This is a genomic window from Massilia sp. DJPM01 (assembly GCF_030348125.1).
Lineage (GTDB): Bacteria > Pseudomonadota > Gammaproteobacteria > Burkholderiales > Burkholderiaceae_D > Telluria_A > Telluria_A frigida.
Map to the genome: position 1 here is coordinate 34,013 of NZ_JAQOZV010000023.1, position 13,366 is coordinate 47,378.

13 protein-coding genes are annotated in these 13,366 nt (G+C 62.3%); 3 read left to right on the top strand and 10 right to left on the bottom strand.

Going from position 1 to position 13,366, the window contains the following annotated elements:
- Positions 1 to 113: 113 nt before the first annotated feature.
- From PO883_RS16300 to PO883_RS16340, 9 genes are all read right to left on the bottom strand, one after another.
- On the bottom strand, positions 114 to 851 hold the full coding sequence (locus tag PO883_RS16300; protein WP_289310706.1) for a PEP-CTERM sorting domain-containing protein: 738 nt from the start codon (positions 849 to 851) through the stop codon (positions 114 to 116).
- Positions 852 to 1,098: 247 nt separating this feature from the next.
- Positions 1,099 to 2,481, bottom strand: a complete 1,383-nt coding sequence (locus PO883_RS16305) for a hypothetical protein (protein WP_289310707.1) — start codon at positions 2,479 to 2,481, stop codon at positions 1,099 to 1,101.
- Between the two features lie 115 nt (positions 2,482 to 2,596).
- Positions 2,597 to 4,750, bottom strand: coding sequence for a sodium-translocating pyrophosphatase (locus PO883_RS16310; RefSeq protein WP_289310708.1), 2,154 nt, complete (start codon positions 4,748 to 4,750; stop codon positions 2,597 to 2,599).
- Positions 4,751 to 4,980: 230 nt separating this feature from the next.
- The gene (gene adk, locus PO883_RS16315; protein WP_167085375.1) at positions 4,981 to 5,637 is read right to left on the bottom strand and encodes an adenylate kinase; all 657 of its coding nucleotides are present in this window, start codon (positions 5,635 to 5,637) and stop codon (positions 4,981 to 4,983) included.
- A gap of 187 nt (positions 5,638 to 5,824) precedes the next feature.
- Positions 5,825 to 6,577: a 3-deoxy-manno-octulosonate cytidylyltransferase gene (kdsB, locus tag PO883_RS16320; protein WP_289310709.1), complete on the bottom strand. Its 753-nt coding sequence runs from the start codon at positions 6,575 to 6,577 to the stop codon at positions 5,825 to 5,827.
- 3 nt (positions 6,578 to 6,580) lie between these two features.
- On the bottom strand, positions 6,581 to 6,751 hold the full coding sequence (locus PO883_RS16325) for a Trm112 family protein (RefSeq protein ID WP_099881687.1): 171 nt from the start codon (positions 6,749 to 6,751) through the stop codon (positions 6,581 to 6,583).
- Complete coding sequence (lpxK, locus tag PO883_RS16330) at positions 6,732 to 7,856, bottom strand: tetraacyldisaccharide 4'-kinase (protein ID WP_289310710.1); 1,125 nt, start codon at positions 7,854 to 7,856, stop codon at positions 6,732 to 6,734. The genes PO883_RS16325 and lpxK overlap by 20 nt, the downstream gene beginning before the upstream one ends.
- A 33-nt stretch (positions 7,857 to 7,889) precedes the next feature.
- Complete coding sequence (locus tag PO883_RS16335; RefSeq protein ID WP_167085675.1) at positions 7,890 to 8,342, bottom strand: biopolymer transporter ExbD; 453 nt, start codon at positions 8,340 to 8,342, stop codon at positions 7,890 to 7,892.
- The gene (locus PO883_RS16340; RefSeq protein WP_167085369.1) at positions 8,342 to 8,947 is read right to left on the bottom strand and encodes a MotA/TolQ/ExbB proton channel family protein; all 606 of its coding nucleotides are present in this window, start codon (positions 8,945 to 8,947) and stop codon (positions 8,342 to 8,344) included. The genes PO883_RS16335 and PO883_RS16340 overlap by 1 nt, the downstream gene beginning before the upstream one ends.
- A gap of 1,006 nt (positions 8,948 to 9,953) precedes the next feature.
- Between PO883_RS16340 and xseA the strand changes: the two genes are divergently transcribed.
- Together xseA and sodB are read left to right on the top strand one after the other, a co-directional pair.
- Positions 9,954 to 11,315 (top strand): exodeoxyribonuclease VII large subunit, encoded by a 1,362-nt coding sequence (gene xseA / locus PO883_RS16345; RefSeq protein ID WP_289310711.1) that lies wholly within the window; start codon positions 9,954 to 9,956, stop codon positions 11,313 to 11,315.
- Positions 11,316 to 11,441: 126 nt separating this feature from the next.
- Complete coding sequence (gene sodB, locus PO883_RS16350; protein WP_289310712.1) at positions 11,442 to 12,020, top strand: superoxide dismutase [Fe]; 579 nt, start codon at positions 11,442 to 11,444, stop codon at positions 12,018 to 12,020.
- A gap of 91 nt (positions 12,021 to 12,111) precedes the next feature.
- On the opposite strand, the gene PO883_RS16355 is transcribed toward sodB, so the two are convergent.
- Positions 12,112 to 12,384 carry a hypothetical protein gene (locus PO883_RS16355; protein WP_289310713.1) on the bottom strand — a complete coding sequence of 91 codons (273 nt, stop codon included), beginning with the start codon at positions 12,382 to 12,384 and terminating at the stop codon, positions 12,112 to 12,114.
- 375 nt (positions 12,385 to 12,759) lie between these two features.
- Between PO883_RS16355 and PO883_RS16360 the strand changes: the two genes are divergently transcribed.
- A complete protein-coding gene (locus PO883_RS16360; RefSeq protein WP_289310714.1) occupies positions 12,760 to 13,275 on the top strand; it encodes a hypothetical protein in 516 nt (171 codons plus the stop codon).
- The last annotated feature ends 91 nt before the right edge of the window (positions 13,276 to 13,366 follow it).

Sequence of the window (13,366 nt, forward strand, 5' to 3'; positions counted from 1 at the left end):
GCCATTGGCGAACGCAGGGGTGGCGGCGCGAATGCGAACAGCGCCGCGCGCGGCAGTAGTGAAGTCATCAGATTTTTTCTTTTATGGCTACATTGCATGGTTTGCATGCAGAGTCATTCTGTCAATTTTGCAAAATGGCCTATATTTTTTTGGCGACGCCGCAGCACGCCCACCAGGGCCAGCCCGGCCAACAGCATGGCGTAGTGATCGGGCTCGGGCACAGCCATGGTGTAGATCGTAAAGACCGGGTTGACGACCCGCAAACTGGCAAAGGCATCGATCCCGGACGGATTCTCCGGCGTGACCGTCGGGTAGGCCGATACCAGGATCAGGCCTTGCATCGAGAGGTTGAAATCGGTGGTCAGCGACAGCTGTCCGATCGACATGTCGAACGGCATGGCGCCGTCGAGCATGTCGACGCGCATGGAATGTTCTCCATAAAGGATGCCGTACGGACGCGAACCGGCGCTGAACTCGACGTTGCCGGAGTTGTAGGCAAGGCCGTTGCCGGGTGTGCCGTCCGGATTGGGCGGGACGTGGAGCAGCCCTTCAAAGCTGCCGGAAAAGGAAAACCCGGTGACCCGGTAGCCGTCGTGCACGGAGAATTCGAACAGGCCGCCGTAAAAGTTCCCGTCCAGGTAAGCCGAGGTGGCGGCGTTCAGGCTGGCGGCGGCGGAGTTCAGGCTGATGCGGGTGACGCCGTTGGCGTCCGACAGCAGCGCGTCGGTCGCATCGCCCCACTGGTTCACCATGGAAAAGGCGGCGGTCTCGATCCGTTCGGGGGTTTGCGCATTGGCGGGTACAGCGAGCACCAGCGCTGCCATCGCGGACAGCCGAGTCATCAAGTTCATCGTTCATCCTTCCGGTCACAGTGGGGAGCGGCCGGGTTTCCGGCCGGGACAGCTCGTCTTGCCGGAAACTGAAATGATGAGCGTCAAGAACGACGAAGAAATAGTACGTTGATCTTGCAAACGGAAAATCATCGCGATGATGATTTTTTGCAATCGTAGCGATAAAACATCAGCTTCGCGCGGTAACAAAGCAATGGCCGTCCAGTCGAGCGACCGGACGGCGTAAAAAGGCGCGAGGCGCCCCGGATTATGGCAAGACCAGCTTGAGCACGCGGCCGTTGGCGCTGAGGTACAGCGCGCCGGCGGCGTCGGTCGCCAGACCGACCGGCTTGCCGGTCGCCAGGCCGCTTGGCTTTTCGAGCCCGGCGGCGCCAGTGAAGCGGGCATCGCTGCCGTTCGGATCGGCCGCCACCGACAGCGTGCCATCCGCTGCAATCTTGCCGATGGCGCCAGCGGGCCAGTTGCTGTCGCGGCCGCTGAACGGCTCGGTCGCGAAGAACAGGTTGCCGCCGGCATCGACTGCGATGGCGTTGATGAACGCCAAGGGCTTGTCCATCAGCGTGACAGGGACCCCGGCGGCATCGAGCGTGCGGATACCCCTGTCGTCGAGCACGTACAGCTTGCCATTCTTGTCGACAGCCAGGTCGGTGATGGTGGCGCTGGCGGAGTGCGGGCCCAGGTTTTCGAACACGGTCGTCACCGTGCCATTCGGAGCCACTTTACGCACGATGGCGCGTTTAAAGCACGAACTGCACGCTGGCTCGCCGGGACGCGTGACTTCGCTCGCGACGTACAGATTGCCGGCAGCGTCGCTCGCAATCGCGGTAAACGCCGGCGGCGCGATGCCGGTCCCGACCGGGTCGCCTTGCGTGGTGCCCAGCTCGATGGTGCTGGCCGCGCCGTCGGCGCCGATCTTGCGCACCAAGGTCGACGCCGAACCGTCGGCGCTGTCGATCACATACGTGACGCCGTTCGCGCCGGCGGCGACATCGCGCGGGGAACGCAGTGCCGATGCGGTCGTGCCGCCAATGATGGCGGTGCTCACCACGCCGGCGGGCGTTATCTTGCGCACCGACTTGAGGCCGGTATCGACCAGCAGCAGGTTGCCGGCGCCATCGCTCGCAAGCGCTCCGGCGTTCAGAAAACGCGCCAGCTTGCCGGCGCCGTCGACCTGGGCGCGGGTCGGTTCGACCGCGCCGCCAGCCAGCACGCGCGCGCCGATGCCTTCCACCTGCAGGGCGACAGCGTCGCTGGTGCTGGTGCCGCCATCGTTACGCACGACAACGCTCAGCACGTCGCCGCTGTCGGCCAAGGTGGTCGCCAGCGTGGTGTAGATGGCGCTGGTGGCGCCAGGGATCGCCACACCGTTGCGCCACCATTGGTAACCGAGCGTGCCGGTGCCGGCGGCCACCACCGAAAACGTGGCAGGCTGGCCGGCCTGCACTGCTTGCGTCTTGGGCTCGATTGTGATGCTGGCCACCGTGGCCGGTTGCGACGTGAGGATCGGGTCGGGCTGTTTCACGGGCGTCGTGCTGTCGTCGTCGCCGCCGCAGGCGGTCATGCCAGCGAGACAAATCAAGCCACCGGCGAGGGCGCCGCCCCGCATGAAGCGGGATTTCAAGTTACTCATACTGGCATTCCTTCCAAAAAGAAACATTAACAAAGAAGGAACATTACTCCAATAATAAGTTTGATGCCAGATATATCTGGCCCGGCTGGACACCGGGCCAAGGAGGCAACAGCGCTCAGGGCGCGGGCGCGGCGGCCAGGGTGGCTGGCACGGGCGCCGGCGCGCTATGGGCGACCGGGCCCGGCACCACGGTATTGAGGGGCGCATGCACCGGCACCGTCACCGCGATCCAGCCGGTAACCGGCAGCAGCGGCACCAGCAGCAAGGCCACGATATTGATGATCTTGATCAGCGGATTGACGGCCGGGCCGGCGGTGTCCTTGTACGGGTCGCCCACGGTGTCGCCGGTCACGGCGGCCTTGTGCGCTTCCGACCCCTTGCCGCCGAAGTGGCCATCCTCGATGTATTTCTTGGCGTTATCCCAGGCGCCGCCGCCAGTGGTCATGGAAATGGCCACGAACAGGCCGGTGACGATGGTACCCATCAGCAGCCCGCCCAGCGCGGCCGGCCCGAGCAGCATGCCGACCACCACCGGCACCACCACCGGCAGCAAGGATGGCAAGATCATTTCGCGGATGGCCGAGGCGGTCAGCATGTCGACCGCCTTGTCGTATTCCGGCTTGCCGGTGCCATCCATGATGCCCTTGATGTCGCGGAACTGGCGCCGCACTTCGACCACCACGGCGCCGGCGGCGCGCCCCACCGCTTCCATCGCCATGGCCCCGAACAGGTAGGGAATCAGGCCGCCGATGAACAGGCCCACGATCACCATCGGGTTCGACAGGTCGAACGAGACGTGCTTGCCGACCGATTCGAGCGCGTGGGTATAGTCGGCGAACAGGACCAGCGCGGCCAGCCCGGCCGAACCGATGGCGTAACCCTTGGTGACGGCCTTGGTGGTGTTGCCCACGGCGTCGAGCGGGTCGGTAATGGCGCGCACCGATTCGGGCATGCCCGACATTTCGGCGATGCCGCCGGCGTTGTCGGTGATCGGCCCGTAAGCGTCGAGCGCGACCACGATGCCGGCCATCGACAGCATCGAGGTGGCGGCAATCGCAATGCCGTACAGCTGCGCCATCTGGTAGGACGCCAGGATGGCGGCGCACACGGCCAGCACCGGGTAGGCGGTCGACTTCATCGACACGCCCAGGCCGGCGATGATGTTGGTGCCGTGGCCGGTGGTGGAGGCTTCGGCGATATGCTTGACCGGTTTGAAGTCGGTGCCGGTGTAATACTCGGTGATGTAGACCATCAGTCCGGTGAGGACGATGCCGACCAGGGCGCAGCCCATCATCTTCATGCGCATGGCCTCGTCGCCCCAGACCAGCCAGGTGACGCCGGCAAAGCCGATCAGCGACAGGCCGGCGGCCCACCACAGGCCGGTGTACAGGGCCGACATGATTTTCTTGCCCGGCTTGGCCTTGACCAGCGAGCAGCCGACGATCGAACCGATGATCGACACCGCACCCAGCAGCAGCGGATAGATGACCGCTTCGCCGCCCGGGGTGGCCATCATCAGCGCGCCCAGCAGCATGGTGGCGATCAGGGTCACCACATAGGTCTCGAACAGGTCGGCGGCCATGCCGGCGCAGTCGCCGACGTTGTCGCCCACGTTATCGGCGATCACGGCCGGGTTGCGCGGATCGTCCTCGGGAATGCCGGCTTCGACCTTCCCGACCAGGTCGGCGCCGACGTCGGCGCCCTTGGTGAAGATGCCGCCGCCGAGGCGGGCGAAAATGGAAATGAGCGAAGCGCCGAAGGCCAGGCCGATCAGGGGCTTGATGACGTCATGCTGGCTGGCGCTGCTGCCGGCCGCCTGGGCCGTCAACATCCAGTAGAACAGGGTCACGCCGAGCAGGCCCAGGCCGACCACCAGCATGCCGGTGATGGCCCCGCCCTTGAAGGCGACGTCGAGCGCTTCGTTCATGCCGCGCGTGGCGGCCTGGGCGGTGCGCACATTGGCGCGCACCGACACGTTCATGCCGATGAAGCCGCAGGCGCCGGAAAGCACCGCGCCGATCAGGAAGCCGATCGCGGTATTGAGGTCGAGCAGGACGCCGATGGCGATCAGCAGCACCACGCCGACCATGCCGATGGTGCGGTACTGGCGCCCGAGGTAGGCGGCGGCGCCTTCCTGGATGGCCTGGGCGATGGCCTGCATGCGGGCATTGCCCGGGTCCTGGCGCAGGATCCAGCTGCGCGTGACCAATCCATAAATCACGGCAATGACGCCGCACACAACTGCAAAGACAAGAAATCTTGCTGCCATATCGTCCCCTCGCTTTTTTATCAAGTAACACAACAACACATTTGAAAGACCGCTCCAACCACATGTGAAAGAGATGGGCCAACCTCACTGCGTACTGCAAAACGTTGAATCCAAAAAAACCGGGAACGCCGGCCGCGCGGGGCGGCATGGCAAGACAAGACATTCAGTGAACCACATGGCCGCAGGGCGCGGCCATCAAAAAAGCGGACCGAAGTCCGCTCTTGTACCGTTTATTCCGACAGCGCCGCGAAAGCCGCCTCGCGGATGTGCTCCACAGGGCCGATGCCGGAGATGCGGCGGTATTTCGGCGCGCCGGGCAAGCCCGATTGCGCCCACTGGTTGTAGTAGCCCAGCAGCACTTCGGTCTGGTTGTGGTAGACCGACAGGCGCTGCTTGACGATGTCTTCCTTGTCGTCGTCGCGCTGGATCAGCGCTTCGCCGGTGATATCGTCCACGTTATCCACTTTTGGCGGATTGTTCGTGATGTGGTACACGCGGCCGGAACCCGGATGGGAACGGCGGCCGCTCATGCGCTCGACGATGAATTCGTCGGGCACGTTAATTTCGAGCACGTAATCGACGTCGATGCCGGCTTCTTTCATGGCATCGGCCTGCGCGATGGTGCGCGGGAAGCCGTCGAACAGGTAACCGTTCTGGCAATCCGATTCCTTGAGGCGATTCTTGACCAGGCCGATCATGATGTCATCCGACACCAATCCGCCCGCATCCATCACTTTTTTAGCCGCAAGGCCCAGCTCGGTGCCGGCCTTGATCGCCGCCCGCAGCATGTCGCCGGTGGAAATTTGCGGAATATTATATTTTTCCTTGATGAAGTTAGCTTGGGTGCCTTTGCCGGCTCCAGGAGCTCCTAACAGAATCAGACGCATGAACATTCCTAAAACAGATTTTAAAATTGGGGGCGATGCATACTTGACTACCTTGGTACGAAACTTACCACAAAAGTCGCGGAAAACGCCAATCGGAGGGCGTATTCGCCTTTTTTTTGCTTGATCTGGCGCAAGCTATGCGTCGGTTACTGATGAGAACCGCCACAAGTGCTGCGCCGTAGCAAAGCTATTCCGGGTAATGCCGGCGTACCCGTTCGAGATCTTCGGGGGTGTCGACGCCGGCCGCCGGGGCGCTGCCGGTCACGTGCACGGCGATCGGATAGCCATGCCACAGCACGCGCAACTGCTCCAGCGCTTCGAGCGCTTCGAGCGGCGCCGGTTCCAGGGTCGGATAGGTTTGCAGGAAGGCGTTGGTGTACGCGTACAGGCCGATATGGCGCAGCGCGGCATACGACGCCGGCAAGCTTTCTTTCGACTGCGCGAAGCCGTCGCGGTGCCAGGGAATGGTGGCGCGCGAAAAATACAGGGCGCGCCCGGCCTTGTCGAGCACCACCTTGACCACGTTCGGATTGAAGGCGTCGGCGGCCTCGTGCAGCGGATGGGCGCAGGTGGCCATCGGCACGTCCACGCCCACGCGGGCGGCGGTGGCGGCCAGCAGCGCCGGATCGATCAGCGGCTCGTCGCCCTGCAGGTTGACCACCACGGCGTCGGGCGCCAGGTTCAGCGCGCGCGCCACTTCGGCGATGCGGTCGGTGCCGGACGGATGGTCGGCACGCGTCATGCATACTTCCACCCCGTGTTCACGGCAGGCGGCGGCGATGGTCTCGTGGTCGGTGGCGACGATGATGCGCGCCGCACCGGACGCGGCCGCGCGTTCGGCCACGCGCACCACCATCGGTTTGCCGCCCAGGTCGGCCAGCGGTTTGTTGGGCAGCCGGGTCGAGGCCAGGCGCGCCGGAATGATGACGATGAAACCCATCGCTTACAGCGCTTCGATCTTGCGCGCCTGGTCGGCCCACATGATGGGAATGCCGTCGCGGATCGGAAACGCCAGGCGGTCGCCGCGGCAAATCAGTTCCTGGGCCTTTTTGTCCAGTTCGAGCGGACCCTTGCATACAGGGCAGACCAGGATATCAAGCAGTCGAGCATCCACGACATTTCTCCACAATGTGTTCGGCCAGCGCGCTATCAAGCTGCGCCGTCACCGGTACGACCCACAGTCTCGGGTCGTTTTTGAGATTTTCAATTTGCGCACATTTTACTGCATCCTTCTCGGTGATCAGGATGCAGTCCGCTTCAATGGCGGCAAATGGCTGGTCGCGGAAATCGTGATGGTCCGGCAGCGGCAGCTCAAGCACCTCCAGGCCGGCGCCGCGCAGCAGGGTGAAGAAGCGCTGCGGATTGCCGATGCCGCAGGCGGCCACCAGGCGGCGGCCAGCCAGGCTGGCCAGCGGCACGCGCTGGCCGGGGCGCGCCAACGGCTCGGCGAACTCGCCCGCCAGCTGCATGCGGAATGGCTGGCCGCCGACCGCCTGGCGCAAGGCCGGCGTCAGTTCGGGCGCGTTGACGATGGTGAAGTCGCGCCGGCGCGACGGCGCTTCGCGCAAGGGCCCGGCCGGCAGCAGCCAGCCATTGCCCACGCCGCGTCCGTCGAACAGCATGATTTCGATATCGCGCCGCAGGGCGTAGTGCTGCAAGCCATCGTCGGTGAGGATCACGTCGACGTCGGGATGGGCGGCCAGCAAGGCGCGTCCGGCGGCGCCGCGGTCGCGCCCCACCACCACCGGACAGCCGGTGCGGCGCGCAATCAGGAGCGGCTCGTCGCCGACATCGCGCGCGCTGGAGTCGGCCGTGACCGCGCGCGGGGCGCTACGCGACGCGCTATGCGGCGCGCTATGCGACGCGCTATGCGGCGCGCTATGCGACGCGCTATGCGGCGCGCTATGCGGCGCGCTGTCAGCGCCGCCGTGGCCGCGCGAAATGATGCCGGGCGTGAAGCCGGCACCGCGCAAGGCCTCGGCCAGCCAGATCGTCAGCGGGGTCTTGCCGGTGCCGCCGATAAAAATATTGCCGACCACGATGACCGGGACCGGCAGCCGGGTCGAGCCCAGCACACCGCAGCGAAACAGCAGCGCGCGCAGGCCGCTCACGCAGCGGAACAGCAAGGACAGGGGCCACAGCGCGCAAGCGAGCGCGCCACGGCGCTGCCAGGCACGCTGAAGCGTCGTTGCGAGGGAAGAGGAGGAGGAAGAAGCCATGAGGCGGCAGGCGAATCGCTTCGCCTGCGCTGCTTACTTCTTCTCGCCGGTCTGGGCGGCGAAGGTCAGCTTGTCGTAGCCTGCCATGCGCGCCGCTTCCAGCACGTTGATGACCATCTGGTGCATCGCGAACTGGTCGGCGTTGACGACCACGACCGGGCCTTTTTCGCCGCTCGGCGCCGGCTGGCCGTTGTTGCCGGTACGGGCCGCCGCCTTCAGATCTTCCGCCAGGCCAGCCACGTTGTTGAACGAGACTGGCTGGTTGTTGATCGTGTAGTTACCCTTGGCGTCGACCGTGACGTTCAGTTCGAACGGCTTTTCCAGCGCTTTTTCGGCGTCGGCGGTCGGCAGGGTAATTTTCAACTCGGTAAACTTGCTGTAGGTGGTCGTGACCATCAGGAAAATCAGCACCACCAGCAGCACGTCGATGAAGGGGATCAGGTTGATCTCTGGATCTTCACGTTTCTGGCCGCGGCGAAAGTTCATCATTTGCGGGCACCGTGCACGATGTCGACGAACTTAACTGCCTGCATTTCCATGTCGATGATGAAGCTGTCGACCAGGGCGCGGAAGTGGCGATAGGCAATCAGGGCCGGCATGGCGATGGCGATACCGAAGGCGGTGTTGTACAGCGCGACCGAAATACCATGAGCCAGCTGGGCCGGATTGGCGCCCGTGGAATTGGTGGAGCCGAAAATCTCGATCATGCCGATCACCGTGCCGAACAAACCCATCAGAGGGGCCAGCGAAGCGATGGTGCCGAGCGTGGTCAGGAAGCGTTCCAGCACGTGGGCCACGCCGCGCCCTGCTTCTTCGATCGATTCCTTCATCACTTCGCGCGGGGCGTCAACGTTGCGCAGGGCAGCGGCGAGCACGGCGCCGAGCGGCGAGTTCTTTTCCAGCGACTCGACCACGTCCTTGGTGATTTTGCCGTTGTGATACACGCGCACCACTTCGTCAAGCAACTGCGGTGGGAGGATCTTGGCGCGGCGCAGATAAATAATGCGCTCGACGATCAAGGCCAAGGCCACCAGAGAGGCGATCAGCAATGGAATGACAGGCAAACCTGCAGCTTGAAGAATGGGCAGCAAAACAAACTCCTGAGTGAATGGTAATTCTTGATAAGAACGAACCCCGGCAATGTAACGTGTTGCCCGTCACTCGGCAAGTCCACTTCTGCACACCTTCTGTGGATAAGATTGTGTGCAAGCGCCCCCAAGAGGCAGGATGTTCTTGATTTTAAAGGGAAAGTTTTCCATGCGTAAAAACAAGGCATGTGGAAAATTAAAAATTCAGCCAGTGTTCTGAACAAAAACTGTGGATAAGATTGTTAGCAATACCGGGGGTGGACGGTCAAGTCTCTGATTAAAAAGGGAAAAAGGTCCGAGCGCAAAAATAAGGCAGGCTGGCGCGCAAATCTTCTGCACATCTTTTGTGGATAAGATTGTGCGCAAGGGCGCGCAAGTCCGTCGAAGTCCTTGATTCCATTGAATAATGCGGTCGTGCACAAATATGCGGCAAACAGGGATAACTCGCTGTTTGGGCGCCCAAAATGCCCTCATGGGCGCCCATTTTCCGGGTTGTGGACGGCGCTGGACAAGTCGGCGCGTTCTGCACACCTTTTGTGGACAAGATTGTGAGCAAGCCAGCCGACACTGCATCAAGCCACTGATTTCAAAGGGAAAAACCATTGTGCTCAAAAGAATGGCAGGGCCGGCGCGGCGACTTGGCAGTGGATAAGCCAGGCAGTTCTGCACAGCTTCTGTGGACAAGATTGTGTGCAAGGCCTTTCAAAACCATGTAAGTGCCTGATTACAAACAGATAGCAAGGCGGTGCGCACGCGGCAGGCAGGTGCCCGCGTGTACGTACAGCAAAACTTCTACACAATTTCTGTGGATAACTTTGTGAGCAACTCCCGCCCGGACCGCCAAAGTGCTTGATTTAGAAGGGATTTCAGGCATTGCGTTGAAAACCAGCACCTTCGCTTTTTCTTTTAAAATCATCGACTTAGAAAAAAATCTTGTTGTTTTACGCGATATGTGACATAAGCATGACCGCTTCAATTTTTTGTGGACAGTTATTCCGGAACTCATTCCATGCAAACCGATTTCGACCAAGATCCCCCGCTCGCTCCAGCGCCGGTGCTGACCGTTACCGCGCTCAATGCGCAAGTGGCGCGCCTGCTGGAGCGCTCCTTTCCGCTGACCTGGATCAGCGGTGAAATATCGAACTTCACACGCGCCAGTTCCGGCCACTGGTATTTCACGCTCAAGGATGACGCGGCCCAGGTGCGCGCCGTGATGTTCCGTGGCCGCGCCCAGTACGCCGGCTTCATTCCGCGCGAAGGCGACAAGGTCGAGGTGCGCGCCCTGGTGACCCTGTACGGCGCGCGCGGCGATTACCAGATCAACGTCGAGGCGATCCGGCGCGCCGGCGTGGGGGCGCTGTACGAAGCCTTCCTGCGCCTCAAGGAGAAGCTGGGCGCGCAAGGCCTGTTCGACCAGGAGCGCAAGCGTCCCCTGCCGATGTTCACGCGCAGCGTCGGCATTGTCACCAGCCCGCAGGCGGCGGCGCTGCGCGACATCCTCGCCGCGCTCAAGCGGCGCGCGCCGCACCTGCGCATCGTGCTCTACCCTGCCCCGGTGCAGGGCCAGGGTGCGGCCGAGCGGATTGCCGGCGCCATTCAAACGGCCTCGCGCCGGGCGGAAGTGGACGTGCTGCTGGTATGCCGTGGCGGTGGTTCGATCGAAGACTTGTGGAGCTTTAACGAAGAAGTGGTGGCGCACGCGATCGCCAACTGCGGCATGCCCGTCATTTCCGGGGTCGGCCACGAGACCGACTTCACCATCGCCGATTTTGCCGCCGACCTGCGCGCGGCCACCCCGACCGCCGCCGCCGAACTGGCCGCCACCCCGCGCGCGGACTGGCTCGCCTCGCTGTCGGCCGATGCCGGCGACCTGCGGCGCGCGATGCGCCACACCCTCAACGAAGCGCACCAGGGCCTGGACAACTGGCAGCGCCGGCTGCTGAGCCCATCGGCACGCATCGGCCACCAGCGCCTGGAGCTGGTGGCCTTGTCGACCGCGATGACGCACGCGCTGCGCGCGCCGCTGCAGCGCCAGGCCTATGTGCTGGCGCAATTGCGCGCGCGCTGGGCCAGCCACCGGCCGGACGTGCGCGCCCTGCGCGCCGACATCGCCGCGCAGCAGCGCCGCACCAGCAGCAGCCTGGCCAGCCAGATGCAACAAAAGCGCGATGCGCTCGGCGCGCTGGCGTCTCAACTCGCACTGCTCAATCCCCAGCGCACGCTCGAACGCGGTTACGCCATCGTGCACGACGCCAAGGGCAAGGTGGTGCGCTCGCCCTTGCAGATCAAGCCGAACCAGATGCTCACGGTACGCCTGGCCGAGGGCAGCGCCGAGGTGGGCGTGTCGAGCGTCCAGACCCAGCTGGAGTAAGCGCTGACTGGCTGCTGGGCAAGCGCGCTTTCCGGCGCGAAGCAAATAAGCAACGAACGCCCATCCGAATTACAATAAGCACCGGTTCAGAATCATTGACGCTTTTCCAAACAAAAAGGACACAACATGGAACACACACTGCCGCCTCTGCCGTATGAAATGGACGCCCTGGCTCCCCACATTTCAAAAGAAACGCTGGAATACCACTACGGCAAGCATCACCAGACCTATGTGACCAACCTGAACAACATGATCAAGGGCACCGAGTTCGAGAACCTGTCGCTCGAAGAGATCATCAAGAAATCCTCCGGCGGCGTGTTCAACAACGCAGCCCAGGTATGGAACCACACCTTCTACTGGAACGGCATGAAGCCGAACGGTGGCGGCGCGCCAAGCGGCAAGGTCGCCGACGCGATCAACGCCAAGTGGGGTTCGTTCGACAAATTCAAGGAAGAATTCACCAAGTCCTGCCTCGGCAACTTCGGTTCCGGCTGGACCTGGCTGGTGCAAAAAGCCGACGGCGGCGTTGACATCGTCAACACCTCGAACGCCGGCTGCCCGCTGTGCACCGGCGACAAGCCACTGCTGACCTGCGACGTCTGGGAGCACGCTTACTACATCGACTACCGCAACGCCCGCGCCAAGTATGTCGAAACCTTCTGGGGCCTGGTCAACTGGGACTTCGTCGCGCAAAACGCAGCCTGATTGCAGGCGAGCGGGCCGCTCAGGCACGCTTGCCGACGATCCAGAAAAGAAGCCTCCGCGCTTAGCGCAGGCTTCTTTTTTTATTGCCGCTTCAAATCTTGACGAAGTTGCTCATGGCCAGCGCGCCGAAGGGCAATTCCATCAAGCGACCGCCGGCGTCGAGCGCGCCGAGGTCGAGCCGGAAGAAGCCGCCGGCGCACTGGCGCCTTGGCATCGGCCCCGCATGGAACCGGGTGTGCCTTCCGCCGGCGACGTCCGGCTGCGCCGCACCTGCCGCGTTTTGGTGCGTATCGCGCGCTGAGGTATGCCGGAATGCACCGAAATCGACCCCGAATTCACCAGCTTGGTAATGGGTCACGATCAAGTTCGCCTGGAAGCAACAGTTCGATTAAATTCCATGCGTACGGAATCCTACAGAGTCATTGCATTTATGACACAATACTGCAATGTTATTCGATTAAAACTCAATTAATACGTTATATATAAATCAATTTATCTAAAACGTCGTATTTTCCACTGTTTTGCAGTGTTGCTTTTCGTGCATACAAATGTCCACAGATCAGTCATAATATGAGCCAATACGGCTGATTTAACCCTTCCGGATGACTTGGCGTACCCACGCTGTTGATAGGAAAGTGACTTGAGAAGAATGGACGGTGACATGAATTCCCCACACAAAGCCTGCTTGTTGCGGACGCGTCGTTTAACCCCGGGTATTTCTGCACAGTCAGGACGTCACATGGCCACGCTCTTGTTTCCGCTGGCCTTGCTGCTGGGCGGCGCGGCGCAAGCGCAAACGGTCAACCCGGCCACCGCCGCCGTCTTCTCCAAACCTGCCCTGCTGGGCGTGCAACTGTCGATGAAGGCTGGGGCTAAACAGGGCAAGGTCACGGCCGAGCAATTGAAATGCGTGCAAGGACTCGATCCCGCCAGTTTCGACGAGGTCTACAAGCAATTGCTGCTCGCCAATCTCGACAGCAATGAATTGATGCGCACCCAATCCTTCCTGACCAAGTCGGTCGGCAAGAAGTTCGCCAAGCACGGTTACCTGGGCGTCTTCGCGGCGGCCGGCGAGCCGCTGCCGGAAGCGCTGCCGCGCTTTACCGAGGATGAGATGGTCGATTTCGAGCAATTCCGCACCAGCTCGGCCGGCGAAAAACTGGTGACCAACCGTGTCCTCGAAGCGCCCGCCGCCCGCACCATCCTCAACGAGCGCATCGAAAAAGTGCTGGAAGTCTGTATTCCCCAGCAGTAAGGTAGCCAGAGTGTCATGAAAGTGTAGCAAATTGTCCGCGCCGGCCTGCAACTGACTTTTTTTCGTAGTAGCTCTTATACAATGGGCGGCT

Excerpts from the sequence above, each read along its gene's own strand:
- PO883_RS16300 (WP_289310706.1), bottom strand. The coding sequence starts at position 851 with ATGAACTTGATGACTCGGCTGTCCGCGATGGCAGCGCTGGTGCTCGCT.
- PO883_RS16305 (WP_289310707.1), bottom strand. The coding sequence starts at position 2,481 with ATGAGTAACTTGAAATCCCGCTTCATGCGGGGCGGCGCCCTCGCCGGT.
- PO883_RS16310 (WP_289310708.1), bottom strand. The coding sequence starts at position 4,750 with ATGGCAGCAAGATTTCTTGTCTTTGCAGTTGTGTGCGGCGTCATTGCC.
- adk (WP_167085375.1), bottom strand. The coding sequence starts at position 5,637 with ATGCGTCTGATTCTGTTAGGAGCTCCTGGAGCCGGCAAAGGCACCCAA.
- kdsB (WP_289310709.1), bottom strand. The coding sequence starts at position 6,577 with ATGGGTTTCATCGTCATCATTCCGGCGCGCCTGGCCTCGACCCGGCTG.
- lpxK (WP_289310710.1), bottom strand. The coding sequence starts at position 7,856 with ATGGCTTCTTCCTCCTCCTCTTCCCTCGCAACGACGCTTCAGCGTGCC.
- PO883_RS16335 (WP_167085675.1), bottom strand. The coding sequence starts at position 8,342 with ATGAACTTTCGCCGCGGCCAGAAACGTGAAGATCCAGAGATCAACCTG.
- xseA (WP_289310711.1), top strand. The coding sequence starts at position 9,954 with ATGCAAACCGATTTCGACCAAGATCCCCCGCTCGCTCCAGCGCCGGTG.
- sodB (WP_289310712.1), top strand. The coding sequence starts at position 11,442 with ATGGAACACACACTGCCGCCTCTGCCGTATGAAATGGACGCCCTGGCT.
- PO883_RS16360 (WP_289310714.1), top strand. The coding sequence starts at position 12,760 with ATGGCCACGCTCTTGTTTCCGCTGGCCTTGCTGCTGGGCGGCGCGGCG.